Source organism: Flavobacterium ginsengiterrae, from assembly GCF_039539785.1.
Classification (GTDB): domain Bacteria; phylum Bacteroidota; class Bacteroidia; order Flavobacteriales; family Flavobacteriaceae; genus Flavobacterium; species Flavobacterium ginsengiterrae.
Window position 1 is genome coordinate 413,556 of sequence record NZ_BAABDU010000007.1, and the last position, 24,832, is coordinate 438,387.

Below are 24,832 nucleotides of genomic sequence, written 5' to 3' on the forward strand. Positions count from 1 at the left end.
AAAAGAATTGTGTGATATTTTTACTTTATTTTTTTATCTCTGTACAAAATGCCGACGGTGATTGTCCGGTTATTTTTTTAAATATTCTTGAAAAATGCGACAGAGACTGAAAGTCTAATATATTGGCTACATCTGAAATATCATGCCCCAGATCTTTTAGGAGTATTTTACTTTGCAGAATACAAACTTCATGAATCCATTGTTTTGGCGGTTTTCCGGTTGCTTTTTTTACGCATTTATTTAAATAGGAACCGGATATATTTAACTGCCATGCATAAAAAAATACATCTTTGTGTTCTTTGTATTGTTTTTGCAATAGTTCTCTAAAACGATGTGTAATTTCCATTTCTCTGGCGAGGGTAAGCGGAGAATGTGTTGTTAATGCTATTATTTTTGATAAAATAGCAGTGAAAACAGCGTTGCATGTTTCTTGCAGAGGCGATTCGGTATGTAATTCTTCTTCCAGCAATTCGAATATTTTGATCATCCAGGAATGTGAAGATTGTGGAATTTTTATAAATGGATCTGAAGAAAAAAACATTAAATCCTGTGTGCTTAAAGATATTGAGGTTATAATTTCATTTTCATAAATTAAATAAAAACCTTCTGCATCTTGAGACAATTCGTGTGTTCTGGTTATACTGCCTTGTTTTACGTTAATAATCTCGCCGCATTCTATTTTATAGTTTTCATCTTCAATTTGCTGAATAACGTATCCTTTTGTAATGAAGATTAAAAAATTAAAAGTGGTTCTGTATGGCGGAACGGGAATTTTAATTCTTTTTAAATAATTTTCAATTCTATACAACTGTAATTTAGAATTGTCATATAGTACTGTTTTATTTACATCAGGAAGAAATTGATTTTTGTATTCGTATGAATTTAAAATCTGAAATGATTTTTTCATTTAACCCAATATTGTTTTTTGCTTTCATTTTGGATAAAAAATCCAAGCTGTAGTTTAATTTTAATACTTTTTTAGATAACAGAGTTTCTAATATCGATTGGTTTTTCTTTGGAAGATGATTATTTTTTTGTAGTATTTATTTTGCAAATTTAAAATTAGAACATCAATAAAACAAGCGTAAATTTATAATTGGGTATTAAATTTTAGATAATTATTTCATAAATAAAATCAAAATTTAACCCCCATTATTATAACTAAATCTGGTTTTTGCTTTAAAACAGATTATTATAATATATTGGGGGCAGTTATCTAAATAAATCTTACTTTTTTGGAGGTGTTCCTTCTGCATTAGATACTACAACGTCTATTTGTATTAATGCATTTTGTGGTAAGGATGTTACTCCAATAATTCTTTTTGCCGGAATGCCTTCTGGGAAAAATGTTTTGTAGACTTCTTCTGCCGTTTGAAGATCTTCTATATTTTTAAGGAAGATATTTGTTTTCACAACATCAGCCATTACGTGATCAATGCTTTCTACGATAGCTTGAATGTTTTTCAGGCATTGTGCTGTCTGTTCTTTTATACCGCCAGCTGTAATTTTACCTGTTTTAGGATCGATAGGCAATTGTGCCGAAAGGTGATTGTAATGAGAAAAAGCGACAGTTTGTGTTGAGAATGCATCGATTGGAGCATTTTCTGTATTGTTTGCTTCTATAATAATTCCGTGTCTGTCTTCAACCGCTTGTGGAGGTGTTCCGTCTCCGTGCGATACAACGGCTTCAATCTGCACTAAAGCATTCATAGATAAGTTTGAAACATTGATTACTGTTCGTGCCGGAAGGTAAGCCACTGCTCTTGCAATAGACGAATCTGGAAAAAATGTGGTATAGACTTCATTTACAGCATCCAGATCGGATAGGTTTTTAAGGAAAATGTTTATTTTGACAATGTCGTCAAAAGGGACATCTATGCTTTCTAAAATTGCTTTAATGTTTTTTAAACATTGTGCTGTCTGCTGTTTGATTCCGCCTTCGACTACTTTACCCGATTTTGGATCAACAGGCAATTGTGCCGAAAGATTATTGTAATGAGAAAAAGCAACAGTTTGTGATGATAAAGAACTTACAGGCGCATTTGCCGTATTGTTTGTCAGTTTTATAAGATCGCCTGCTTGTGGTGCTTCTGGAATTGTGCCTTCGCAGTTAGAAACAAGTGCTTCAATCTGCACCAGAGCATTCATTGGCAAAGCAGTAACTACAGCGTCTGTTCTTGTAGGAACATAAGTTGGGAAATAAGTTTTATAAACTTCGTTTACAATGTCAAGATCTTTGATGTTGGTAACAAAAACAGTAACTTTTACAATATCGGTCATGACATGGTCAATGCTGTCTACAATTGCTTTAATGTTTTTAAAGCATTGCTCTGCCTGTTCTTTTATTTCGCCACTTACTAATTTACCCGATTGTGGATCAATTGGCAATTGAGCTGATAAATTATTGTAATGAGAAAATGCTACGGTTTGTGAACTTGAGCCGATATTTGCTGGTGCTTTTTCTGTATTTCTTGCTGCTATTGAATTTACTTTTTTTAAACTCATTTTGTTTATTTATTATTTAATTATTATTGAATGCTCTAATGTTTAGATTTTATAGGTAATTCCGGCTTTAATGTACATGGGTGTGCCTGGTGTAAAAGTAAGTTCTTCGATACCTGCGCTTGGTTCGCCCTGAAGTCTGGTGGTTTGTGCAAACATGGCTTCGTTCCATTTTACATTAAATAGATTCTGAATCTGCATATTGACACTCCATTTTTTTATTTGATATCCCATTACCAAATCATTTACAAAATAGCCTTGAGCAACAATACTGTTGTCTTGATTTGCAGGACGATCGTGCATGTAGCGATAGCGTAAATTGCATGAAAAACCGTTGGTAGTTTGTATGCCTATACCACCAGTACTTGTAAATGTGGGTGCAAGCTCTACGTAATTGTTTCCTTTTGGTTCGCCAATTAAACGAGGATTGGCCCAGTTGAATTCTGTATCTAAATATAAATAGGGAAGAGGCTGGTAACGAAGCGTTAAATCGGCACCAATTCTTTTGGTTTTGCCTACATCGCTTATTCCGTATTCGTCTCCGTTCCAAACGTATTCGTTGCTCAAATATGTGTACCATAAAATCGGATTAACGATTAATCCTTTTATGGGTTTAAGAATGGTTCCTAAATCTGTTCCTGCAGAAAGAGGAAGTATGTTTTCTCCGTGTTGTAAAACCACATCGCGAACATCATTAGAATGAAATCCTAAACCTGATTTTACATAAATGCTGACTTTGTCTGTTGGATTATAAAAGGCACTAAACTTTGGACTTATGCGTGCTTTTGTATAAGAAGGGTTTCCGTTTTCAGGCAGGAGTTTGTCAAAATAACTAAAGTAGAACCAATCGGCACGAAGTCCTCCGTTCAATCGCCATTTCCCAAAGCTAAAATCAGCCGATGTATAAGCATTTGCATTAGCCTCTTTGGCAGAACCCCAAGCCAATCTTTCGTTAAGTTCGGTACGTGCTGTTACATAACTTAATTCGAGATCATGAATATTATCAAAACGGGCGCCAATTCCCGAAACCCAGTCGAGCTTAGATTCTCCTAAATCAAAATGATAAGAATAGCTATTGTTTGTTCCGTAAGTATCTCGATTGTCATATTGGTTTATCTCATCCATTTTATCAGGATGAACAAGATAAAAAGTAAAATCAGAGTATAAATTGAATACATTGTGGGTGTAGTAAAAACTGGTTTGAAGTTTTTGATTGTCATTTGGCGTATAATTATAATTGGCTAAAATATTTACACGCGATGTATTACCGCCTTCGGTAGTGTCGAGAGAACCAAATCTGCTTACTAAACCTTCGGTAACGGCTCTTTCGGGTATTTGTCCAGAAGCATTCCATGATGAATTAAAAACGGAAGCTTGTGCGCTAATGTATCCGAAACGACCAATTGCCTGATTGTATTTGCCCAGCAGATTTAACCTTTTAAAATCTTGTTTGACATCAAATGGTCCATCGGTATAATTGTATTCGCCAGCCAGATAAGCGTGACGGTCTTTTACGGCATCATTAACAATATTTACTATTGAAGCAAGACGATATGTATTGAAACTGCCTCCTTCAATTTTAAACATGCTTTCGTCTACCGAATCATAGGTATGAAAATCTACATAGCCAGAAGTGTTAAAATCTCCTTTGTCTGCATAATAAGAACCTTTTCCAAAATCAATGTTTTTTACCGTTTCGGGTATCAAGAAATGGAGGTCAGAATATCCTTGTCCGTGTGCATGCGATACGATGTTTACAGGAACTCTATCGGCAGTTATGGCAATATCGGTTCCGTGATCATTATCAAAACCGCGAAGAAAAATCTGTTCGGCTTTTCCGCCTCCGGCATGCTGCGCAATAAAAAGTCCAGGGACTTTTCGCAATAAATCCTGTGACGAATTAACGGGCACTTTTTTTAAATCGATTCCAATAATTTCGCCTTCCACTTTTTTAGATGATATCACGACCTGATCGAGCATTAAGCCTTTGATCGTATCTGCTAATTCTATTTTAGTGTCTTTCAGGTTTTTGTTTTTTAGTTTTGGAATAGTATCTCCAGGTTTCTGAAATGGAGATTCTATTACATTTGCTTTGCATTCTTTTTGGTTAATGATAAATGGTTTTGGTTCTCCATTTGCTAAAGCAGTCATGGAGTAGATTAGAAAAAAAAATGCTGTAAATGGGAAATGTTTTTTCATCTGTCATTAACTTTAAACGTGTTTTGCTTTAGAAAAAAGCAATAGAAAGCAGGTTATTTTATGTTTTGAAAATAACCTGCTGTAGAATTAAAATCCTGCCATTACACCAACTCCAATGCGATTTACGTCTGAAGTTTGTGTGGTAGAATTTATGATTTGTTTTGCTCCGTGATTATATTCTACGCCAATCAGGAAATTCTTGGTTACGTTATACATCATATTTACTGTTGCATAAGGCAATGCCACGCGCGTTGACGATTCAGAATTATTAGATACAAACTGACCTGCTGCATTATCGTTAATAACTCCTGTGTTTACCAGACTTGAAGCGGTATCATTGTAGGTCATTGATGTGTATCCTAAAACCAAATTGGAGTGTAGTTTGTTTTTTTCTCCAAAAAAGTATTCTATTCCGGCAGATCCTCCATAAACGGGTACAGTTTTGAAAGTACCATTTTGATTGTAAATTCCGTCATACATCGTTGCTTGACCGCCGCCGCTAAACAATTGTCCTGAAAGCGTGTAAGATCCTGCAATTCCTGATCCTGCCAAACCTTGTGCCATAAAATAACTTTTTGAGTTTAGCATTGTTTTGTAATTGGCATTTACTCCCCAGCCGGCTGTCATGGCGTTTGTATTGTCTTCTTTAGCATATCGTATGGTACGTCCCATTACTGCAAGTCTAAGAAAACCTCCGTCTTTTTGATATTTTGTAAAAGCCAGAATTGGATCTACAGAAAATTGCCCCGGAGTTATACCTCCAGCAATTTTTAGTGAAGATGCAGAACTTTCGATACCGCCTTCAAATTTCCAAGATTTATCTTCGCCAAAATTGTTGTAATATTTTAACTGTAAATGACGAGCCCAAGTGCCGCTGTTTGGCCCTTCCCAGTCTAAGGTGTTGTACCAAGTTGAAGATCCTCCTCCAAAAAAGCTCCAGTCCTGACCTACGTGCCAGTGGTTGTAATCTACATAAGCCACTCTTAACTGCAAATTACCTCCTGCACCAGGCGCGCCCCACCATTGTCCTTCAACATACATTACTAAAGGACCTTTTTCGAAACCGTTATAAGTCGTTTTCCAAGCCAATTGTGTTTGGTACATATTAAAATCAGCGCCTTTTGCAGTAAGCGGATTGTACGGATCTGCTGAGTTTAAATTTAAGGATTGTGAGTTTAAAGCATTGCCTCCTAAATTGGCGAATCCGTTTAATTTTAATCGCGGCGAAAATTCCATTTCATACAATGGTTTTCCGTCTTCTGTTTTTCCTTCAAATGGGAATTTTATTTGAGAGTGTCCTGTATAAACACCAATTGCGATTAATAGTGCACATAATAATCCTGTCTTTTTCATTTTCTTTACTGTTTATTTGAATTATTAAAATTTTAAAAAGTTTTTTTAGCCTAAATGCTTATCGGTAAGCTTCTGGAAGTATTTTTTTGATTGCTAAAACAATCCATGAAGCTCCAACAAATGGAAATGTGAGATAGGGTGTAAGGGAAAATTTAATCATTAGAACTTCGATTGCTATTGCAAGCAAAACAGAGAGGAGTACAAATATTCCGTTCTTTTGGCTTACACCCGAAAAGGTAATTGCGCACAATACGGCATTAAAACTGAACATTCCCTGCTGAATATCGGTTATAGGTTCGTGCAGAAAGTAGGCAACAATTGAACTGATAACACAAGCTGCTAAACCGTAAAGCGCCGCAACAGGATTGGCTATAAAAACACCTATAAAGAATAAGATTCCGGCAATAATGCTCGCCTGAAATATTATCTCGCCAAAACCACGACTGGCTAATACTATGTCATCCAGGTTATAATCTACGGTATTGGCTGCAATTGCTGCAGGAGCTCCAACTACATATAGATGTGTAAAAATATAATACAGCCCCCATGTCACAACAATAAAAGGAAATGTAAAACCAGGTAATTTTTTACTGATTAGGAAATTTTGAAATATAGCAGCCAGCGCTGAGCCTGCTATAATGGCGATCCAAATTATGGGCTGAGGACTAAAAAACGTAGTGAGGGCTACACCAACTAATGTAGCACTGAATCCGTAAAGTCCAGAGTTGATATTCTCTTCCGGGAACTTTAATATTTTCGCAGTAAGTGTTCCTGTTACGACAGAGAGAACAGCTGCAATTCCGATAATGAAAGAATCGAAAAAAATACCTGCTAAAAAGAATAATCCTGTCCATAGATTATCCTGAAGCATGATCTGTCCGACGCCTTTTAAATACGGAGCGACAAAATTTTGCTTATTATCATTCATAATTCTGTTTTTTAAACGTGTTGTATTTTGTTTTTAATTTTCATTTAAGGCAAAGAGGAACTCATTACAGAAATCACAGAATTGAAATTTTGTGATCTCTGTATTTATTTTTTTATTATCTGATGGTTGAATTTTTACCAGCCCCAAAAGACCATTCCCATGCCGCAGACTGTAATAACTGCGCCTCCTATGGCGTGAACGTACCGTTCGAGTTTATCGGTTTTAAAAAAAGAATAACCATAACAGCCAATTAAAACCATTGTAATCATGGTAAGTACCGTAAAGACTGCAAATACAGAAATAAGCACAATTACTTCTACTGCAGAACGTCTTACTCCAGAATAAAAAAGAAGCGGTACAAGTGGCTCGCTGGGACCCATTACGAAAATGGCAAATAGTACCCAAGGCGTAATTTTTATTCGGTTTTGAGGCATTACAGTTTCTCCGTGTTTATGCTCGTAAACATAAATTTCATCATCACCGTAAGCATCGAAATGTTTGTGAGGTTTGTTGAGGTACGCTTTTCGCAAGCCTATCAATAAAAAAACAATTCCGAGTAAAAGCAAACACCATCCTGATATATTGCCTCGTACGTTCTGGAACATAGATAACTTAGACAATTGCCAGCCTACAAGAACACCTATTAATCCAAGAACAACAGAACTTAAGATATGACCGACACCACAAATGGTTGTCCACAAGATTGTTTTAGATAATCCCCATTTTTTTGAGCGCGACAGGACTATAAATGGCAAATAGTGATCTGGACCTGTTGCGGTGTGCAAGGTGCTTATTGCAATGGCCGATAAAACGAGTGTTGTTAATGTTGTATCCATTTTTTGTCTTTTTATTTACACTGCGAAACTTTCTTCTGCTGTATTTAGAACAACTGAAGCTTGATTTTCTAATGCCCAGATTTCTTTTTGAATACGTCTAAATGCATTGAACATTTGCTCGCCTCCGTTACCCAAAACACGAACTATCATACAATCTGGAAATGGCTGCGATACTCCAAAAGCAATGTCTTCTTCTGATTTTAGATCTGCTAAGGCGTTCTCGATTACTGGTTCTATCTCTTGTAAACCTGTGTTAATGTATATCAAGGTGCCTTGATGCGTATATCCTTCCATTTGTCCTAATGTGTGCACATCGGTTAATTGAGGCTGCAGCAATACATTGTCTTTTAAGATAAGTTTGTTCTTAAGGTATATTTCGGTAAGATTCTGAAATGTGGAATATTTGAATTCTTCGCCAGAATGTTTTCTTCCGCAGGTAATAATTTCTCCTAAAGTCAGACTGCAATTGTCCTCCATTCTTATTACATTGTGCGCTCTGAATATAGAAAGTTCGTGCGGCACTATAGGATGCTGTACATAGCTAAAAGCGCTGTATTCTGAAAGCGAAACATTCATATCCTGCTTTGCACCTTCTTTCATGTTAAACAAGCGCTGATAGGACTGTGAATCGAGTAACAGCTTACTTTTAGACTCCATTTTGATATTGATGGCATAATGGTCTTTATCGAGTATTCCCGGAGAGGAATTTTGTACCATTAAATAAAGCGCAGGATCTGTTTTATCTTCACCTATATTGGCTAGTCGGAATGGGCGGGTAAAGAAGGCGTCTTTGAGATAAGAACGCCCGTCTTTGTAACCGCTTATTATGTTGAGTCTGTTGATCATGATTGCTTATTAAATGCTGTTTGTGTAATAGATTCTGGAAGATGTCTATCTAACCAATGCCGGTTCTGGGATATCTTCTAACAAAGCATATTTCTGGATCCAGCCTATAACATTGTCTAATCCTTCCAGCGACATAAGGTTTGTAAATACAAACGGACTTCCATTACGCATTTTTCTTGCGTCTCTTTCCATTACACCTAAATCGGCATTTACGTATGGAGCTAAGTCAATTTTGTTAATAACCAGTAAATCTGAGCGGGTAATTCCAGGGCCTCCTTTACGCGGAATTTTATCTCCTTCTGCAACATCAATAACAAAAATGCTTACATCTGCTAAGTCAGGGCTGAAAGTTGCCGATAGATTATCGCCGCCGCTTTCGATTAAAATAAATTCTACATCAGGAAAACGATTTGCCATTTCTTCTACTGCTTCTAGGTTCATACTCGCATCTTCACGAATTGCAGTGTGAGGGCATCCTCCAGTTTCTACACCAATAATACGTTCTTTCGGAAGCATACTGTTTTTGGTTAAAAACTCGGCATCTTCTTTTGTGTAAATATCATTTGTGATTACACCAATACTGTATTGATTTAATAATGTGCGTGTCAATCTTTCAATTAAAGCTGTTTTTCCTGAACCTACAGGTCCTGCAACACCTATTTTTACATATTTTCTATCTTGCATTTTATTTTGTTTTGTGATGAATGGCTTTTTATATCAAGTACTCATCTGATTATTTTTTTATTTAAAGCTGTGTTTAAGACATATACAATCTGGAGTACAAATGTTCGTGTTCCATACATCGTACATCAAGTCCTATATTGCAAAGTCCTACAAGGTTTCTGTCGAGTTCAAGCACATTATTTACGACCGTTGCAATTACTTCTTGCATATTGTATAATATATCCTGTCCGTCCAGTTGACCCAATGGCACTAATTTTACTGCATTTGTTACTGTACCAACTGTTGCATTATAGCAAAAAGCATATAGAGCCTCATAAAGAGGGACTTGCATTAATGCGGTATAAATGCCAAATGCGATACAGTAATGTCCTTCTAATTGTTTGTCTGTAATGGCCTGCTCGTATTGATTTACTATATCTGAAGTTTGGTGACGCTTAAATATTTTAATGAGACGCATTCCTAACTTTTGACTTGCTTGTCTTATTTCGCGGGCATTTTTAAGAGCGCTGCATTCATCATCCAATTGCATCAATACTTTTATATCGTTGTTTTGAGTTGCTTCATAAGCTAATTTTACAAAAGCAGCATCATTAAACTGAAGATTATTAGTCAGCATATTTTGTACAAACAACGCAGCCGTCGCAGAATCTTTTACCAAATTCTTCTGTACGTAAGTTTCGAGTCCGTTAGAATGGGTATAACCGCCAATTGGAAGCGTAGGATCGCTTATATGCAGCAAATTGCCTATGTAATTTCTCATTGTTTAGTGTTTTATTTGCTTATGATACTCAAACAGTATCACTTCCCAATGTTCATAATTTTAAAAAAGAGAGAACTGTTTTCAGAAGCGTGTCCGTGAGGCTGTACGGTTGAGTTTAGTAAATTGAGTAAACGCGTGTGTACTTTTTCTGCATTATAATTACTTGCCAAAAGCCATTTAAATATTGGATGTTCAAACGGCAGCAATACTTCATCATCCTGAATAAAAATAGGAAGGTGTTTGTTTCCTATTTCGTAGCATAAACTTCCCATTTCATAAAGTGTTGTAGGTTTTATTACAATAGCTTCGCAAGGAAGTATTTCTACAACAATAACTTTTTCTTCATCTGCATACAAAATATCTCCCTGTTTTAAACGCTGTCCTTCTTTCAGGAACTTGATCGCGATGTCTGTACCGCTTTGGGTTCTCTTTCTTTGTATTCGCTTTGTAGCCTCAAACCATTCCAGATGTAACAGGTCTATAATACGATCGCCTGTCTCTATTTGTTGAACATTGCCAACAATTTCATTTATAATCATTTTATAACAGGTTTTAGATTGTTTTCTCGTTTCTTATGTGTCGATTTTGTCTTTATTGTCAAGTCTAAAAGCAGTTATGATTCTCTATCACAACTGCTTTAGACTTAAAAAGCTTTTTCTAGAAAAGGAAGTAGCGTTGTGCTAATGATAATTCAGAAGCAGGTTCGCAAGTCACGATTTCACCATCAACTCTCACTTCGTAGTTTTCTGGATTAACGGTTATTTCGGGAGTTTTGTCGTTATGAATCAAATCTTTTTTAGAAATATTTCTACAACCGGCAACTGGTAATACAATTTTTTGTAAACCATATTCGGCAACAATTCCTTTTTCTATTGAGGCTTGAGATACAAAAGTGGCGCAAGTGTTTAAAAGTGCTTTTCCAAATGAACCAAACATGTTGCGGTAAATAACCGGCTGAGGTGTAGGAATAGAAGCGTTTGCATCTCCCATACGGCTTGCTATGATCATTCCGCCTTTGATAATAATTTCTGGTTTTACCCCAAACATCATTGGTTTCCATAATACAATATCAGCCATTTTTCCTGGCTCGATAGAACCAACGTATTGTGAAATACCATGAGCGATTGCCGGGTTAATAGTGTATTTTGAAATAAATCTTTTTACACGGAAATTATCGTTGTCGTTTCCTTTATCTTCTGCCAAAGGACCACGCTGTTTTTTCATTTTATCAGCAGTCTGCCAAGTACGGGTAAGTACTTCACCAACGCGTCCCATTGCCTGAGAATCTGAACTCATGATGCTAAATACTCCCATGTCATGCAGAATATCTTCGGCCGCAATAGTTTCCGGACGAATACGAGAATCTGCAAACGATACATCTTCTGGAATGTTTTTGCTTAAGTGGTGGCAGACCATAAGCATATCTAAGTGCTCATCAATAGTGTTTACTGTAAACGGACGTGTTGGATTTGTAGATGCCGGTAAGACGTTGTGGTACATTGCCGCTTTAATAATATCCGGAGCGTGTCCGCCTCCTGCACCTTCTGTATGGAAAGTGTGAATTACACGTCCGTTAATAGCATTCATGGTATCTTCAAGAAATCCAGCTTCATTCAAAGTATCAGTGTGAATCGCTACCTGAACATCATATTTATCTGCCACTTTTAAAGAAGCATCGATTACAGCAGGTGTTGCTCCCCAGTCTTCGTGAATTTTTAAACCCAATGCACCAGCTTCAACCTGTTCTATTAAAGGAGCTTCAGAAGAACAGTTTCCTTTACCAAAGAAACCTAAGTTCATAGGGAAAGCTTCTGCCGCTTGCAGCATTTTTTCTAAATTCCATTTACCAGGAGTAATAGTGGTTGCATTAGTTCCGTCTGCAGGACCCGTACCACCGCCAATCATAGTTGTTATACCGCTGAATAAAGCTGTTTCAATTTGCTGAGGGCTGATAAAGTGAATGTGAGTATCTATACCTCCAGCTGTAGCAATAAGACCTTCTCCGCCATGAGCTTCTGTCGATGCACCAATGATTAAGTTAGGATGCACGCCTTCCATAGTGTCTGGATTACCTGCTTTACCAATTCCTACAATTTTGCCGTCTTTAATTCCAATATCGGCTTTTACAATTCCCCAGTGATCAATAATGGTAGCGTTTGTAATAACAAAATCAAGAACTCCTTGATCGCGGGTAGCGTTTGAGTTTTGAGCCATACCGTCGCGAAGTGTTTTACCACCGCCAAACTTGTTCTCATCACCATAAACGGTATAATCTTTTTCAATTTCTATAATAACATCTGTATCACCCAAGCGAACTTTATCGCCTGTTGTAGGGCCATACATCGAAGCATATTTAGCTTTACTTATTTTTGCGCACATAATTATTTGTTTTTAAAGTTTTCAGATTTAAGAAGTTCTAAGCTTTTTTTCTTGTTAGCTTCGCGAGTTGTATCGCCATTTACAAGATTATTAATACCAAAAGCTCTTCTGCCTCCAGATAACGCTACTAATTCTACTTCTTTTTCTTCTCCCGGTTCAAAACGAACAGCAGTTCCCGCAGCAATATTCAAACGCATACCAAATGCTTTGCTGCGATCAAAGCTCATCATGCGATTCACTTCAAAAAAATGAAAGTGAGAGCCTATTTGTACAGGTCTGTCTGCTGTATTTATTACTTTTACTTTTATTGTTTCTCGGCCGGCATTAATTTCAATGTCGCCTTTAGCTATAAAATATTCTCCTGGTATCATGACTTAATAAATTTGTGATTAACGAATGGGATCGTGAACAGTTACTAATTTGGTTCCGTCTGGAAACGTAGCTTCAATCTGCACGTCATGAATCATTTCTGCAATTCCTTCCATAACATCTGCTTTTGTAAGCAGTGTTGCTCCGTATTGCATTAATTCTGCCACGGTTTTTCCGTCGCGTGCAGCTTCCAGTAAATGACTGCTGATATACGCGATTGATTCAGGATAATTTAATTTTAGGCCTCTTGCCTTTCTTTTTGCTGCTAAGTCTCCAGCTAGAGACAACAGCAGTTTTTCGCTTTCTCTTGGTGTAAGATGCATGGGTTAAGTTTTTTTTTGATTAAACAATTTTTATTAATGTAAGTCCATAACAAATCCTTACGCTTGGCGCTAATAAATGCAAGCGATAGAATAGGACTTAAATTTTTTTAAGAAAAGTGAATTTGAGATTTGTCCCCTGCAGGCTTAATTTCGCTTATAGCAGATTATAAAAGAATATAATTGAAAAAGCAGACCGGCTCAATTATTTGTAAAAACAAACAATTCAGGACAAAAAATAATGATTTAAGTAATCAGGGAATTATTAAAGAATGAAATAAAATGAAGAGGCGGACATGATAACCATGTGCCGAATGTGTAATAACCTTTTTTAGACTGGGAGTTACAAGATTATTTTTTTGAGTAAAGTAATAATTGTAAGATAAAAAAGGAGTTGCAAATTGATCATCGATATCCTGATCTAGATCTTCGCCGCAAAAATCACTTTTAACCTCAAAGTTTTTAGCGGTTAATTTTTTTGATACAGAAATTTGTTCCTGTGAATATCTTAGGAGTACACTATTATTATTTACAGCCTTACTATTAGCTGCTTTAGAAAAAAGCAGTAATAGCATAAGAGTAAATAGTATATGTACATTAAGTTTCATTCGTTCTTTAAAGTGTAATATTATCTTACAAATTTATGTGGAAATGAATATTGGTGATTTTCACAAAACAGGACTTTTTTATACATTTTCAGTTTTCAATAATAAAAATGATTTGTCCTGCTTTTACTTTTAAGTTTTATGTGAGTTCTAAAACGCAAAAAAAGGAAATTCTAAAAAAGATATATATAGTGAATTCAGAAGATTTTCTCAATGATATATGATCTTTTTAGAAGTTTTGTTAAATTATACAAATGCCAAAAGGCGGAAACATTCCCGGTTTTAATTGTAATGTTTCCGCCTTGTTGATTTGACTTTAAATAAAAAAAGGTCAAGTAAATAAATACTTGACCTTTTGTGACCCGACTGGGGCTCGAACCCAGGACCCCATCATTAAAAGTGATGTGCTCTACCGACTGAGCTATCGAGTCTGTTCTCTTGAACGAGGGTGCAAATATAAGGACTTTATTTAGTTTGCAAAGCCTTTTTTTTAAATGTTTTTTAGAATAAATTATAAAGTATTATTATACAGTAAAATAGGCGGTACTTTTTTTATGGCTTTGAGATGGAAGGATTTTTGGGAAAAATGCTTTAAGGTTTTTTAAAAAACTCTTTTAACTCCTGGAATTGAGACAATAAGAGCGCCTAGTGTAAAGCTGAAGAATACAATCAAAGGGCTTGTAATCAGAAGTTTAATTGCAGGATCTACATTCCAGTTTCTTGCTAATAAGCTAAAGATAACAATTACTAACGGATGAAAAATGTATACGGCGAAGCTGCTTCTTGATGCATTGGTTAGTAGTTTTGAAGTTGTATTCCATTTTGTTTTTCCTTTGATTAAAATCGCCGTCAATATAGAAATTCCGATGCATTGTTCCCATATCGCATATAGTAAGGCCTGCCAGTGAAATCCGCCGCTGAACCAAGAAACAGGTGTGTTTAATGCGAGTCTGATTACCAAAAATAATGGAAAAAGTAGCAGACAAAGTTTTGCCGATCGTTTGAGCTGGCGTCCTGTTTTTTCTGATAACTGATCCAGCCAGTTGTTTTTTGAAGCTATTAATCCAATGATGAAAAGTGCAATATATTGTGGGAAATGCCCAAGCTGAAATCCGAAAGGTTCCAAAATCCATCCGACAGGAAATATTATTCGAACTCCAAAAGTAATAATACCTAATCCTACAGCAAAGAGTAGTATAGTGTGTGAATGAGGTGCAGTGTATGTTTTGCTGGAGTTAATTTTTAGTATTTTTTTTAATGCGACATAAACGAATGTAAAAAGTAGCAACGCAGCGACAAACCAAGTGACGCCTAAGTCGATCCAGCTGTCGTATCTGCTTATGTATTCGTAAAAGGGTATAGCTTGTTTTGTATAATAGTAAACCAAATAACAAATGAATGGGGTGAGAATAAAAGAATAGAATACTAAAGGAATTCCCAATCGAATGATGCGATCTTTTAGAAATAGTAGTGCGCCTTTTTTAGAATAGGATATAGATGTAAAATAGGCGGCCAGCAGAAAAAAATAACCCATAAAAAAGGATTGATTTATACTTACAAATGCCGTTGCAAGAATACGAACTCCCAAATATGATGTTTCTTCATTATAGTACCAGCCATTCGAGGAGCTGTAAGCAATAAAGGTATGGTGAAGCACCACTAATATTGTTAAAAGAACTTTGATGTTATCAATGTATAATAATTTGTTTGATGATGCAGATTTCTGATTTTGTGCATGAGTTGTAGTTGGCATAGTAATGTTGGTTTTGTGTTACTGATGGCAAACGTACAACAACAAAATGCTCTCAAACTACGGGGTGTTACTGATAACTAGCTTTTGTGACGAACAACAAAGTTAAGCAGTGTATTTGCTGCCAAGCTTTTGATAATAGGTGGTGAAACTGTTGATTTGTTTTCGTGAAACAGGAATTTTAGTGGCCGTTTCATTGAAGGATAATATATAGCCCTGAGAATTTCCAGCTACTTTTTCTATTTTAAACATATTGACTAAATACGTTCGATGACATCTAAAAAAGTGTGGATAATCTATGATCTGAGATTCAAATTGACTTAAGGAAATTCGCTTTACTTCTGTTGTAATTTGGTTATTTTTTGATTTCGTCAGTTCTATGTAATTACCGTCTGCTTTTACAAAAAGCAATTCCTCGATATCAAGATAAAAGTCATCCTGTTTTACTTGTGTGCTGATAAAGAGATTTGATTTTAAATCTGCTTTTTCAGGCTCAACTGACAAAGGGGTAAATTGAAGAACTAAGGCAGATCCTTTTTTGGATTGGAAATAAAAACTAGCCAATCGTATAAAAAAGTAAAAAAAGATACCTGCAACGAGGCAGTTTCTGATTTCTTCAATAAAGTAATTCCAGGACCAGTTGTCTGGATTCGTGTACAGTAAGTCACGCATTAGAAAACTTGAGGTGCCTATTAAAATTAATAACATTCCAATATGGCTGTATTCTTGAGTTAGAGTCCATTTAAATTCACTTTTTGCTTCTCTGAAATAATTCAATGTTCTAAAATAAGTAAATAGGAGTAGTGCTGGAGCAAAAGCATGAAAGAAACAAATAAACAAATAGTGCATTTTGAGTTCTGGATCATAAACTCCAAATGGTTTGAATAATAATAGGAAAGTAATAATAACAAGAAAGACAATAAAAGAACTTTTAATGAGATTTTGGGATTGGTATCTAGTGGGGTACTCAATCTCTTCTTTTAAAGGTGCTGCATTAATATAAAATCTCATGATGTCATTTGTTTCGGATCAAAAATACAAAAAATAGAAAGGTTTGATTTTTTGCAAGAAGATTTCTAAATCGTGAGATTTTTTGGAGTAACAAAAAAGCCTGAGAATTTAAATTCTCAGGCTTTTAAATCTTAAGTGACCATGGAGGGATTTGAACCCTCACGCCCTTGCGAGCACCACCCCCTCAAGATGGCGAGTCTACCGTTTCTCCACATGGCCAAAAAAAAAGGTCGAGTAAATAATTTACCCGACCTTTGTGACCCGACTGGGGCTCGAACCCAGGACCCCATCATTAAAAGTGATGTGCTCTACCGACTGAGCTATCGAGTCATTGCTTTCAAGAAACTTATTTTGTAAATCACAAATTTTGTGACCCGACTGGGGCTCGAACCCAGGACCCCATCATTAAAAGTGATGTGCTCTACCGACTGAGCTATCGAGTCATATTCGTTTCTTGAATGCGGGTGCAAATATAAGGAGTTTTTTTTGAAGTTTCCAAGCAATTTTATTATAAATTTGTCTTTTTTTTGGAAAAATTTCCAATCGCTTAGTTTATAAGGTTTTATTAATATGAAGAAAATTGTATTGTTAGGTTATATGGGGTGCGGAAAGTCTACTATCGCCCAAAATTTGTCAAAAATTACAAATATTCCTTTTCTTGATTTGGATGTTTGTGTCGAAAAAAAAGCAAATTTATCGATAAAAGAGATTTTCGAAAGGCATGGAGAGATCTATTTTAGAAAACTAGAACATGAAATGTTTCTTGAATTGCTGCAATCTTCAGAAGATTCTATTATAGGTCTTGGAGGCGGAACGCCGTGTTATGCTAATAACCATTTGTTATTGCAAAGAGAGGATATTGTGTCAGTTTATTTAAAAGCATCAATTGAGACATTGTATAATAGACTAGTGCATAATAAGAGTAAGCGCCCATTAATTGCTAATATGGACGAAGAAGAAATGAAAGAGTTTATTGCAAAACATTTGTTCGACAGAAGTTTCTATTATAACCACGCTCAGCATAAGGTTGTAGTCGATAATAGAACTATTGACGAAACGGTACAAGATATTTTGGCTCTTTTAGCTTAAAGAGGCGTAGTCATCTCCATTTTCATTGAAAACAACCTGAACATGTTCTAGTAATGAAGTTGATAAAGAGATGCCTTTAAAATCTGCTTTTACGGGATATTTTTTATGGTTTCTGTCAACAAGTACAGCTGTTTTGAATTTTTTAAGCGGTACGTTTAAAAAATGACGAACAGCATATATTAATGTAGTTCCTGAGTTTAATACGTCATCAACCAATACCAGTCCTTTATTTTCATAATCTTCTTTGTTTAAAGAAGTCTGTATAGGGGACTGTGGGTTTTGCTTGTCAATTTTTACTTCGCAAAGTGAAACTTTTAAAGATGAAATTGTGCGTAGTGATTCTGCCAGTTTCTCGGCAAATATAGAGCCGTTTGAGGCAATTCCGGCAATAACAACTTCTTCTTCGTCAACAAATGTCTCGTAAATTTGATATGCGATACGTTTTATTTTGTGTTCGATTTCCTGATTTGTTAAGATGATGTTTTTGCTCATGATTATTTTTTTTGCTAATGTACAAATTTAATAAATTCTAAAATTTGAAATTCTAAAATCCAATGTTTGGAGGGTAAATTCCTAATTTTTTAAAAATCCAAATTCCAATAATAATATCTTAAATTACTGGAATTCGGATTTAATATTTGAATTTAAGTTGAGATTTAAATAATAAGATTTATTTATTCCCAGCTTTCATCTTCTTCCTCAGTAAAATCACTGCCGTAATCGTCAATATCTCTTCTGTCTTTTTTTGTTGGTCTTCCTGTACCGCTTTTGCGATAATGTTCTTTAGAAAGTTTTAATAGTTCTAAATGTTCGTAAGCTTCCGGCGGAGTTTCGTTTTTGCGGTAAATGTCAACCAGTTTTGCACCAACACGGCTTTCAGGAATATCTAATACCGTTATAATCTGGGTAATTTGATCTTTTCGAAATGTAATTTTGTCTGTAGGGAAAACCTCTTTTGATGGTTTTGCAACCTGTCCGTTTACAGTAATCTGGTTCTTTTTACAGGCCTCAGTTACCATATTTCTGGTCTTGTAATAACGAACGCACCATAAGTATTTATCTATTCTCATAATTTTTCTAAAATCCAAGTTAAATTCTTTACAAAAATAAATCAATATTGTATCTTGCGCACCTAAAAAATTAACAATAATGAATAAATTTAAATATTATTTTGTTTTATTACTGGCAGGAATTGCGATTGTGTCTTGTAATAAAAGTGATGATGATGATGCGGTAGTTGTGCCTTTAAGAGACTATACAGAGCAATATAAGGCAGATAATGATTCTATTGTTAAGTTTTTAAAGACGAATTATATTGAAACCGTTTCTACAGATTTAGATATTACATTTAAAAAAATTCCGGCTGGAGGTACACAGACTTCTATTTGGGATCAAACGGATTATGAATTAAAAACAAGAGAAGCTTATGATGACGGTATAACATATACTGTGTATTATTTGGTTTTAAGAGAAGGTTCAGGATCTTCTCCTATGAATACTGATCGAATTTATGCAACATATACAGGTACTAAATTAGATAATACAGTATTTGATAGTTCTTATAATATTGCCAGTTTCTGGGATTTAGATGGTGTTGGATCAAAAGGTGTTTTTGTTGACGGTTGGAAAGAAATTTTCCCGAAGTTTAAGACTGGGACAGCTGTTCATAATGGAGATGGAACTATAACTTATTCAGACTATGGAGCGGGTGTAATGTTTGTACCTTCAGGTTTGGCTTATTATGGAGGTGCTACAGATAATATTCCTGCTTATACTCCGCTGATTTTTTCATTTAAATTGTTTGATTTAACTCGATTAGATCATGACTTAGATGGTGTTTTTGACTTTGAAGAAGATATAAACGGAGATGGTTATGTATATGATTTCAGAAATACGACTAAATATCCAAACCCACCGGCATCTTTAGTTGATGATACAGATGGAGATGGTATTGCGGACTTTTTAGATACAGATGATGATGGTGATGGATATTCTACTCTTTTTGAAGTTACAAAGCCTACAGGAACTGCATTTTTAGGTGGTTTAAGTAAATATTATCCATACAATCCTATTTTGGATAATCCTGCTACTCCAAACTTTGATGAATCAGAAAAATATGGCATTCCAAGAAGACCAACAGGAGAATTGACGAATCCAGATTTACCTGAATCTTATAATAATCCAAGAAAGTTCGTTGAAGATGATTTTTTAGCAGCTGGAAGAAAAAGAATTCATATCGATAATACATATCCTTATAAAAAGAATTAAGGAAATTGAATAAATTAAAAAACCTCGAAAGTTAAATTTCGAGGTTTTTTTATGCTGTGTTTTCCAGATGTTTGAATTCGTGTTTAATTTCAAATATATTGTTGATGTGTAGACTGAATTTGTGAAACCATCAGGAAAAAGAAAAGCCTCGAAATTTGAATTTCGAGGCTTTTTATATAGGTGTGAAAAATTATTTTCTTTTGATAACTTTTTCTGCAGCTTCAACAATCGCCTGATTGTTTAACTTGTATTTCTCCATTAATTGTTCAGGAGTTCCAGATTCACCAAAACTATCTTGTACTGCTACGAATTCTTGCGGAGTTGGATTGTTTAAAGCTAATACTCCAGAAACACTTTCTCCAAGACCTCCAAGGTAGTTGTGCTCTTCCGCAGTAACGATGCATTTAGTCTTAGCAACAGATTTTAAGATAGCTTCTTCATCAAGAGGCTTAATAGTGTGGATATTGATTACTTCAGCAGAAATTCCTTTTGCTTCAAGAGCTTCAGCAGCGATAAGAGCTTCCCAAACTAAATGTCCTGTAGCAACGATTGTTACGTCAGTTCCTTCGTTTAATAAAATAGCTTTTCCAATTACGAAAGGCTCATCGGCAGGAGTAAAGTTAGGTACAACCGGACGGCCGAAACGTAAATATGCAGGTCCGTGGTGATCTGCTAATGCGATAGTTGCAGCTTTAGTCTGATTGTAATCGCAAGTGTTAATTACCGTCATTCCAGGTAACATTTTCATTAATCCGATATCTTCTAAGATTTGGTGAGTTGCACCGTCTTCTCCTAAAGTTAAACCAGCGTGAGAAGCACAGATTTTTACATTTTTATCAGAATAAGCAACCGATTGACGAATTTGGTCGTAAACTCTTCCTGTAGAGAAGTTAGCAAAAGTTCCTGTAAAAGGAATTTTTCCTCCAATTGTTAAACCTGCAGCAATACCAATCATATTAGCTTCTGCAATTCCAATTTGGAAAAAACGCTCCGGATGATTTTTTTTGAACTCATCAAATTTTAATGATCCAATTAAATCTGCACATAATGCTACAACATTTTCGTTTTTTTGACCTAGTTCAGTCATTCCCGCTCCAAAACCTGAACGAGTATCTTTACTTCCTGTATTTGTATATTTTTTCATGTTTTTCTTTTGAGATGCTGTTTTCAGTTTTAAGTCTCAGTACTTTTACCGAATACTTTTTACTGATCACTGAATGCTTTTTTAATAATCAACTTGATCTTTAGAGTAGTTTTGAGCTAATGCTGCTACTAATTGGTCGTCGTTTGGCGCTTTACCGTGCCAAGCGTGCGTGTGCATCATAAAGTCAACACCATTACCCATTTCAGTGTGTAATAAAATACAAACTGGTTTTCCTTTTCCTGTTCTTGATTTTGCATCAGTTAATCCTGCGATAATTGCATCGATATTGTTTCCTTCTGCGATTTCTAAAACATCCCAGTCAAAAGCTTCAAATTTAGCACGAAGACTTCCCATTGCTAAAACTTCGTCTGTAGTTCCGTCGATTTGTTTTCCATTAACATCAACAGTTGCAATAAGGTTGTCTACTTTTTTAGCAGAAGCATACATAATAGCTTCCCAGTTTTGACCTTCTTGTAATTCTCCATCACCATGTAAAGTAAAAACTAAATGGTTGTCTCCATTTAATTTTTTAGCCTGTGCAGCACCAAGAGCGACAGATAAACCTTGTCCTAATGAACCAGACGCCATACGAACTCCCGGTAAACCTTCGTGAGTTGTTGGGTGACCTTGTAAACGAGAGTTTAATAATCTGAAAGTAGCAAGTTCTGAAATTGGATAATAACCGCTTCTTGCTAAAACGCTGTAAAATACTGGAGAAATATGACCATTTGAAAGAAAGAAGATATCTTCTCCAATTCCGTCCATATCAAAACCTTCCTTGCGGTCCATAATGTTTTGGTATAATGTTACCAAAAATTCAGTACAACCTAGTGATCCTCCCGGGTGACCAGAGTTTACAGCATGTACCATTCTAAGAATATCTCTTCTTACTTGGATCGTTAAATCGCTTAATTGTTGTGTGTTAGGCTTCATTTTATATGTAAATGTTTAAACTGTAGCAAATGTAATTTTTATTTTGCGGGGACACAAGCGATTTTATGCTTTAAAATGTTAGGTCTGTAAATAATTAGAAGAATTTCGTTGTCTTTGCATAATTAAAGATTATGACTAAAGTAAATTTTCAATGGTTGTTTTTAACCTTTCTATTTCTTGAGATGATGAATTGAAAGGAGAGTTTTTTACTTCGAATTCTAGCTTTTGTTCATTTAAAGTTATACTGCCTAATGGAGCTAACGATATTTATGGGGTGAGAAACGATGCTGTTTAATTTGCTGTTAATGTCTTTTACAGCAAAGTTTAAATTGCAGTAAATGCGAATAATTTTGTGGTTCAATAAAATGTTCAAGCAGCAAGTTGGGAGCATTTTATCAAAATAAAATTAGCTCAAGAATGATGATTAGTATAGCTGGGAAGAAATGATTTTTCTTCTTGTGACTTAATAGTAATTCCTGTTACAGAACGGCCGTTTTTTAATAATAATTCCAGTTTTGGTAAACTGGAATTATTGTCTGTAGTTCTTGCTAATTCTGTTAAGTCCTGAAATAAAGTATTTAAATCTTTCATTAAATACTTTTTAAAAGCTAACGTCATTATAATACATTTTCAATATATTTTACTATTTCTGAATCTACTAAGCTGCCATATGAATATGCTGCCAGCTGGAAGGTGAGATAAAAATTTTTATCCTTTATTTCCATTTTTATAGAGTCAAAATCATCTGTATTAATTAAATGAATAGTGTTTAGTTTTTCTTTTAATGCTTCTTTTCCTACTTCATCAATACAAATTTTTTTTATTACATATTCAACACTCTCAAACATTACACTTGTAAGCCTTTTAAGTGGATTTTCATCAAATGCTGTAAATGAATCCCAATCTATTACTATTTTTAATTCGTAACCCGCAATTTTATTTATTTTGTTTTGAAACGCAGGTAGTTCATTTGTTTTAATTGATTCAGCTAAACGTTTTTCTGTTAATCCCATACTAATAAATACTTTTAAAATTTTGTAGCTAAAGTATTACTTATTTTAAATAGTAAAAAATAATTAACATATTTGTTTAAAATAAATTACGACGTTTAAATGCAAAAGAAAAGGGAGTTTTTTTAAATAGTCCACTAAATAATAAGTCTAATTTGTATCGCCTTCGCTGTAATAATTGTTTTCTTCATCTTCAGAACCAATATCTTCCTGATCATCATCTAGTTCAGATCCCGGAACATCTAAGTCATTGCCCAGCTTATCGCTGTTTTGTTTCCATTCGTGATTATTATCTATATTAATGGTTCTTTCTCCAGAAATTCCTTCAGGATCAATATCTTCAAGTTCTTCATCCTGATTATAGATATCTTCGTTTGCCGGATAATCCAATTTCTCCAGATTTCTTTCTATTCTTGACTCTGTCGTTTCGTCTCTTTTTTCAGAATTTATCATGATTTCTATTTTTAATTGATTATTGATTTTAATATTCGAATTAAAATTAAAAAATCAGCAGGTTTGATCTGTTATATATTTAATCTTTTGATTTTGTAATTTTTACATTCAAAATCTAATTTTCTAATTGAAAAATTATGTAATTAAATTTTACTGAAATTAATCTATCTTTGCCGTCCCGAACAATAGGGAGAAAAAAGAAACAAATGAAGTTCGATTTATTACAAAAAGATCCGCAGTCTAAAGCAAGAGCGGGAAGTATAACTACAGATCACGGCGTAATCGAAACGCCTATTTTTATGCCTGTAGGAACGGTGGCATCTGTAAAAGGTGTACACCAAAGAGAATTAAAAGAGGAAATTAATCCAGATATTATTCTTGGAAATACATACCATTTATATTTACGTCCGCAAACTGAAATTCTTGAAAAAGCAGGAGGACTGCATAAATTCATGAACTGGGATCGTAATATTTTAACAGACTCTGGAGGATATCAGGTATATTCTCTTTCTTCAAATAGAAAAATTAAAGAAGAAGGAGTAAAGTTTAAATCACATATTGACGGTTCGTATCACTTTTTTACACCAGAAAATGTAATGGAAATTCAGCGTACAATTGGAGCTGATATTATTATGGCTTTTGATGAATGTACGCCATATCCTTGTGATTACAGATATGCACAGCGTTCAATGCATATGACACACCGCTGGTTAGACCGTTGTATTAATCATTTAGATAAAGTCCCTTATAAATACGGATATGAACAAACTTTTTTTCCAATTGTTCAAGGAAGTACTTATAAAGATTTACGTCGCCAGTCGGCTGAATATATTGCAAACGCTGGTCAGCAGGGAAATGCAATTGGCGGACTTTCGGTTGGTGAACCTGCAGAAGAAATGTACGCAATGACCGAAGTAGTCTGCGAAATTCTTCCGGAAGACAAACCTCGTTATTTAATGGGGGTTGGAACTCCTATAAATATTCTTGAAAATATTGCGTTAGGAATTGATATGTTTGACTGTGTTATGCCAACTCGTAATGCAAGAAACGGAATGTTGTTTACAGCAAACGGAACAATTAATATTAAAAATAAAAAGTGGGAAGCTGATTTTTCTCCAATCGATGAAATGGGGCACACTTTTGTAGATACAGAATATTCTAAAGCGTATTTACGTCACTTGTTTGCCGCTAATGAATATTTAGGAAAACAAATTGCTACGATTCATAATCTTGGTTTTTATATGTGGTTGGTTCGTGAAGCCAGAAAACATATCTTAGCCGGAGATTTTAGACCATGGAAAGAAATGATGGTTAAAAATATGAGCCAACGATTGTAAGTTTAAAAGTTTCAAGTTTCAGGTTTCAAGTTCTCTGCAGTAACTTGAACTTGAAA

General features: G+C 35.0%; 26 protein-coding genes and 4 tRNA genes. 3 read left to right on the plus strand and 27 right to left on the minus strand.

The features are described from left to right. Nucleotides 1–25 precede the first annotated feature (25 nt). From ABD859_RS21270 to ABD859_RS21365, 20 genes are all read right to left on the minus strand, one after another. The gene (locus ABD859_RS21270; protein ID WP_345146717.1) at nucleotides 26–907 is read right to left on the minus strand and encodes a helix-turn-helix domain-containing protein; all 882 of its coding nucleotides are present in this window, start codon (nucleotides 905–907) and stop codon (nucleotides 26–28) included. A 320-nt stretch (nucleotides 908–1,227) separates the two neighbouring features. After that, nucleotides 1,228–2,505, minus strand: coding sequence for a RidA family protein (locus ABD859_RS21275; RefSeq protein ID WP_345146719.1), 1,278 nt, complete (start codon nucleotides 2,503–2,505; stop codon nucleotides 1,228–1,230). Nucleotides 2,506–2,547: 42 nt separating this feature from the next. Beyond that, nucleotides 2,548–4,701 (minus strand): TonB-dependent receptor, encoded by a 2,154-nt coding sequence (locus ABD859_RS21280; RefSeq protein WP_345146721.1) that lies wholly within the window; start codon nucleotides 4,699–4,701, stop codon nucleotides 2,548–2,550. 87 nt (nucleotides 4,702–4,788) lie between these two features. Then, complete coding sequence (locus tag ABD859_RS21285; protein ID WP_345146722.1) at nucleotides 4,789–6,054, minus strand: hypothetical protein; 1,266 nt, start codon at nucleotides 6,052–6,054, stop codon at nucleotides 4,789–4,791. A 58-nt stretch (nucleotides 6,055–6,112) separates the two neighbouring features. Continuing rightward, nucleotides 6,113–6,982 (minus strand): urea transporter, encoded by an 870-nt coding sequence (locus tag ABD859_RS21290; protein WP_345146723.1) that lies wholly within the window; start codon nucleotides 6,980–6,982, stop codon nucleotides 6,113–6,115. Between the two features lie 134 nt (nucleotides 6,983–7,116). Then, entirely contained in the window at nucleotides 7,117–7,818 is a 702-nt protein-coding gene (locus ABD859_RS21295) for a hypothetical protein (RefSeq protein WP_345146724.1), read from the minus strand. A gap of 15 nt (nucleotides 7,819–7,833) precedes the next feature. Continuing rightward, nucleotides 7,834–8,664 carry an urease accessory protein UreD gene (locus ABD859_RS21300; RefSeq protein ID WP_345146725.1) on the minus strand — a complete coding sequence of 277 codons (831 nt, stop codon included), beginning with the start codon at nucleotides 8,662–8,664 and terminating at the stop codon, nucleotides 7,834–7,836. 45 nt (nucleotides 8,665–8,709) lie between these two features. Continuing rightward, nucleotides 8,710–9,348 (minus strand): urease accessory protein UreG, encoded by a 639-nt coding sequence (gene ureG, locus ABD859_RS21305; protein ID WP_345146726.1) that lies wholly within the window; start codon nucleotides 9,346–9,348, stop codon nucleotides 8,710–8,712. A gap of 73 nt (nucleotides 9,349–9,421) precedes the next feature. Further along, the gene (locus tag ABD859_RS21310; protein ID WP_345146727.1) at nucleotides 9,422–10,108 is read right to left on the minus strand and encodes an urease accessory protein UreF; all 687 of its coding nucleotides are present in this window, start codon (nucleotides 10,106–10,108) and stop codon (nucleotides 9,422–9,424) included. Nucleotides 10,109–10,146: 38 nt separating this feature from the next. Continuing rightward, nucleotides 10,147–10,647: an urease accessory protein UreE gene (gene ureE / locus ABD859_RS21315; protein ID WP_345146728.1), complete on the minus strand. Its 501-nt coding sequence runs from the start codon at nucleotides 10,645–10,647 to the stop codon at nucleotides 10,147–10,149. A 118-nt stretch (nucleotides 10,648–10,765) separates the two neighbouring features. Beyond that, on the minus strand, nucleotides 10,766–12,487 hold the full coding sequence (ureB, locus tag ABD859_RS21320) for an urease subunit beta (RefSeq protein ID WP_345146729.1): 1,722 nt from the start codon (nucleotides 12,485–12,487) through the stop codon (nucleotides 10,766–10,768). Between the two features lie 2 nt (nucleotides 12,488–12,489). Then, entirely contained in the window at nucleotides 12,490–12,858 is a 369-nt protein-coding gene (ureB, locus tag ABD859_RS21325; protein WP_345146730.1) for an urease subunit beta, read from the minus strand. Between the two features lie 18 nt (nucleotides 12,859–12,876). Then, entirely contained in the window at nucleotides 12,877–13,179 is a 303-nt protein-coding gene (gene ureA, locus ABD859_RS21330) for an urease subunit gamma (RefSeq protein ID WP_345146731.1), read from the minus strand. Between the two features lie 251 nt (nucleotides 13,180–13,430). Beyond that, the gene (locus ABD859_RS21335; RefSeq protein ID WP_345146732.1) at nucleotides 13,431–13,784 is read right to left on the minus strand and encodes a hypothetical protein; all 354 of its coding nucleotides are present in this window, start codon (nucleotides 13,782–13,784) and stop codon (nucleotides 13,431–13,433) included. Between the two features lie 355 nt (nucleotides 13,785–14,139). Continuing rightward, nucleotides 14,140–14,212 (minus strand) — tRNA-Lys (locus ABD859_RS21340). 170 nt (nucleotides 14,213–14,382) lie between these two features. Beyond that, on the minus strand, nucleotides 14,383–15,534 hold the full coding sequence (locus tag ABD859_RS21345; RefSeq protein ID WP_345146733.1) for an acyltransferase family protein: 1,152 nt from the start codon (nucleotides 15,532–15,534) through the stop codon (nucleotides 14,383–14,385). 102 nt (nucleotides 15,535–15,636) lie between these two features. Beyond that, nucleotides 15,637–16,542, minus strand: coding sequence for a LytR/AlgR family response regulator transcription factor (locus ABD859_RS21350; RefSeq protein ID WP_345146734.1), 906 nt, complete (start codon nucleotides 16,540–16,542; stop codon nucleotides 15,637–15,639). Between the two features lie 136 nt (nucleotides 16,543–16,678). Beyond that, nucleotides 16,679–16,761 (minus strand) — tRNA-Leu (locus ABD859_RS21355). Nucleotides 16,762–16,799: 38 nt separating this feature from the next. After that, nucleotides 16,800–16,872, minus strand: a tRNA-Lys gene (locus ABD859_RS21360). 40 nt (nucleotides 16,873–16,912) lie between these two features. After that, nucleotides 16,913–16,985: transfer RNA gene (locus ABD859_RS21365), tRNA-Lys, on the minus strand. Between the two features lie 127 nt (nucleotides 16,986–17,112). Here ABD859_RS21365 and ABD859_RS21370 point away from each other — a divergent pair. Beyond that, nucleotides 17,113–17,631, plus strand: coding sequence for a shikimate kinase (locus ABD859_RS21370; RefSeq protein WP_345146735.1), 519 nt, complete (start codon nucleotides 17,113–17,115; stop codon nucleotides 17,629–17,631). Here ABD859_RS21370 and ABD859_RS21375 read toward each other — a convergent pair. Both ABD859_RS21375 and ABD859_RS21380 read right to left on the minus strand, forming a co-directional pair. Then, nucleotides 17,623–18,123 (minus strand): phosphoribosyltransferase domain-containing protein, encoded by a 501-nt coding sequence (locus ABD859_RS21375; RefSeq protein WP_345146736.1) that lies wholly within the window; start codon nucleotides 18,121–18,123, stop codon nucleotides 17,623–17,625. The two genes, ABD859_RS21370 and ABD859_RS21375, sit on opposite strands and share 9 nt — an antisense overlap. A gap of 182 nt (nucleotides 18,124–18,305) precedes the next feature. Then, nucleotides 18,306–18,701 carry an RNA-binding S4 domain-containing protein gene (locus ABD859_RS21380; RefSeq protein ID WP_345146737.1) on the minus strand — a complete coding sequence of 132 codons (396 nt, stop codon included), beginning with the start codon at nucleotides 18,699–18,701 and terminating at the stop codon, nucleotides 18,306–18,308. Between the two features lie 79 nt (nucleotides 18,702–18,780). Here ABD859_RS21380 and bamM point away from each other — a divergent pair, with 79 nt between their 5' ends. Further along, nucleotides 18,781–19,899: a BamM family beta-barrel-assembly machinery protein gene (gene bamM / locus ABD859_RS21385; protein WP_345146739.1), complete on the plus strand. Its 1,119-nt coding sequence runs from the start codon at nucleotides 18,781–18,783 to the stop codon at nucleotides 19,897–19,899. Nucleotides 19,900–20,089: 190 nt separating this feature from the next. Here bamM and ABD859_RS21390 read toward each other — a convergent pair whose 3' ends face one another. The 5 genes from ABD859_RS21390 to ABD859_RS21410 all read right to left on the minus strand — a co-directional run bounded on the left by ABD859_RS21390 (nucleotide 20,090) and on the right by ABD859_RS21410 (nucleotide 23,439). After that, nucleotides 20,090–21,043, minus strand: coding sequence for a transketolase family protein (locus ABD859_RS21390; RefSeq protein WP_345146741.1), 954 nt, complete (start codon nucleotides 21,041–21,043; stop codon nucleotides 20,090–20,092). Nucleotides 21,044–21,124: 81 nt separating this feature from the next. After that, nucleotides 21,125–21,976, minus strand: a complete 852-nt coding sequence (locus ABD859_RS21395) for a transketolase (protein WP_345146743.1) — start codon at nucleotides 21,974–21,976, stop codon at nucleotides 21,125–21,127. A gap of 411 nt (nucleotides 21,977–22,387) precedes the next feature. After that, complete coding sequence (locus tag ABD859_RS21400) at nucleotides 22,388–22,567, minus strand: hypothetical protein (RefSeq protein WP_345146745.1); 180 nt, start codon at nucleotides 22,565–22,567, stop codon at nucleotides 22,388–22,390. 26 nt (nucleotides 22,568–22,593) lie between these two features. After that, nucleotides 22,594–22,989, minus strand: coding sequence for a hypothetical protein (locus tag ABD859_RS21405; protein WP_345146747.1), 396 nt, complete (start codon nucleotides 22,987–22,989; stop codon nucleotides 22,594–22,596). Between the two features lie 147 nt (nucleotides 22,990–23,136). Then, nucleotides 23,137–23,439: a hypothetical protein gene (locus ABD859_RS21410; protein ID WP_345146749.1), complete on the minus strand. Its 303-nt coding sequence runs from the start codon at nucleotides 23,437–23,439 to the stop codon at nucleotides 23,137–23,139. Nucleotides 23,440–23,645: 206 nt separating this feature from the next. Here ABD859_RS21410 and tgt point away from each other — a divergent pair, with 206 nt between their 5' ends. After that, nucleotides 23,646–24,776 carry a tRNA guanosine(34) transglycosylase Tgt gene (gene tgt, locus ABD859_RS21415; RefSeq protein WP_345146750.1) on the plus strand — a complete coding sequence of 377 codons (1,131 nt, stop codon included), beginning with the start codon at nucleotides 23,646–23,648 and terminating at the stop codon, nucleotides 24,774–24,776. Nucleotides 24,777–24,832 lie beyond the last annotated feature (56 nt).

What these genes read in the sequence shown, in the direction of transcription:
- ABD859_RS21270 (WP_345146717.1), bottom strand. Translation starts at nt 907, where the DNA reads ATGAAAAAATCATTTCAGATTTTAAATTCATACGAATACAAAAATCAA.
- ABD859_RS21350 (WP_345146734.1), bottom strand. Translation starts at nt 16,542, where the DNA reads ATGAGATTTTATATTAATGCAGCACCTTTAAAAGAAGAGATTGAGTAC.
- ABD859_RS21275 (WP_345146719.1), bottom strand. Translation starts at nt 2,505, where the DNA reads ATGAGTTTAAAAAAAGTAAATTCAATAGCAGCAAGAAATACAGAAAAA.
- tgt (WP_345146750.1), top strand. Translation starts at nt 23,646, where the DNA reads ATGAAGTTCGATTTATTACAAAAAGATCCGCAGTCTAAAGCAAGAGCG.
- ABD859_RS21335 (WP_345146732.1), bottom strand. Translation starts at nt 13,784, where the DNA reads ATGAAACTTAATGTACATATACTATTTACTCTTATGCTATTACTGCTT.
- ABD859_RS21310 (WP_345146727.1), bottom strand. Translation starts at nt 10,108, where the DNA reads ATGAGAAATTACATAGGCAATTTGCTGCATATAAGCGATCCTACGCTT.
- ureG (WP_345146726.1), bottom strand. Translation starts at nt 9,348, where the DNA reads ATGCAAGATAGAAAATATGTAAAAATAGGTGTTGCAGGACCTGTAGGT.
- bamM (WP_345146739.1), top strand. Translation starts at nt 18,781, where the DNA reads ATGAATAAATTTAAATATTATTTTGTTTTATTACTGGCAGGAATTGCG.
- ABD859_RS21290 (WP_345146723.1), bottom strand. Translation starts at nt 6,982, where the DNA reads ATGAATGATAATAAGCAAAATTTTGTCGCTCCGTATTTAAAAGGCGTC.
- ureB (WP_345146729.1), bottom strand. Translation starts at nt 12,487, where the DNA reads ATGTGCGCAAAAATAAGTAAAGCTAAATATGCTTCGATGTATGGCCCT.
- ABD859_RS21390 (WP_345146741.1), bottom strand. Translation starts at nt 21,043, where the DNA reads ATGAAAAAATATACAAATACAGGAAGTAAAGATACTCGTTCAGGTTTT.
- ABD859_RS21345 (WP_345146733.1), bottom strand. Translation starts at nt 15,534, where the DNA reads ATGCCAACTACAACTCATGCACAAAATCAGAAATCTGCATCATCAAAC.
- ABD859_RS21405 (WP_345146747.1), bottom strand. Translation starts at nt 22,989, where the DNA reads ATGGGATTAACAGAAAAACGTTTAGCTGAATCAATTAAAACAAATGAA.
- ABD859_RS21370 (WP_345146735.1), top strand. Translation starts at nt 17,113, where the DNA reads ATGAAGAAAATTGTATTGTTAGGTTATATGGGGTGCGGAAAGTCTACT.
- ABD859_RS21280 (WP_345146721.1), bottom strand. Translation starts at nt 4,701, where the DNA reads ATGAAAAAACATTTCCCATTTACAGCATTTTTTTTTCTAATCTACTCC.
- ABD859_RS21380 (WP_345146737.1), bottom strand. Translation starts at nt 18,701, where the DNA reads ATGAGAATAGATAAATACTTATGGTGCGTTCGTTATTACAAGACCAGA.
- ureA (WP_345146731.1), bottom strand. Translation starts at nt 13,179, where the DNA reads ATGCATCTTACACCAAGAGAAAGCGAAAAACTGCTGTTGTCTCTAGCT.
- ureE (WP_345146728.1), bottom strand. Translation starts at nt 10,647, where the DNA reads ATGATTATAAATGAAATTGTTGGCAATGTTCAACAAATAGAGACAGGC.
- ABD859_RS21400 (WP_345146745.1), bottom strand. Translation starts at nt 22,567, where the DNA reads ATGAAAGATTTAAATACTTTATTTCAGGACTTAACAGAATTAGCAAGA.
- ABD859_RS21410 (WP_345146749.1), bottom strand. Translation starts at nt 23,439, where the DNA reads ATGATAAATTCTGAAAAAAGAGACGAAACGACAGAGTCAAGAATAGAA.
- ABD859_RS21300 (WP_345146725.1), bottom strand. Translation starts at nt 8,664, where the DNA reads ATGATCAACAGACTCAACATAATAAGCGGTTACAAAGACGGGCGTTCT.
- ABD859_RS21285 (WP_345146722.1), bottom strand. Translation starts at nt 6,054, where the DNA reads ATGAAAAAGACAGGATTATTATGTGCACTATTAATCGCAATTGGTGTT.
- ABD859_RS21395 (WP_345146743.1), bottom strand. Translation starts at nt 21,976, where the DNA reads ATGAAGCCTAACACACAACAATTAAGCGATTTAACGATCCAAGTAAGA.
- ureB (WP_345146730.1), bottom strand. Translation starts at nt 12,858, where the DNA reads ATGATACCAGGAGAATATTTTATAGCTAAAGGCGACATTGAAATTAAT.
- ABD859_RS21295 (WP_345146724.1), bottom strand. Translation starts at nt 7,818, where the DNA reads ATGGATACAACATTAACAACACTCGTTTTATCGGCCATTGCAATAAGC.
- ABD859_RS21375 (WP_345146736.1), bottom strand. Translation starts at nt 18,123, where the DNA reads ATGAGCAAAAACATCATCTTAACAAATCAGGAAATCGAACACAAAATA.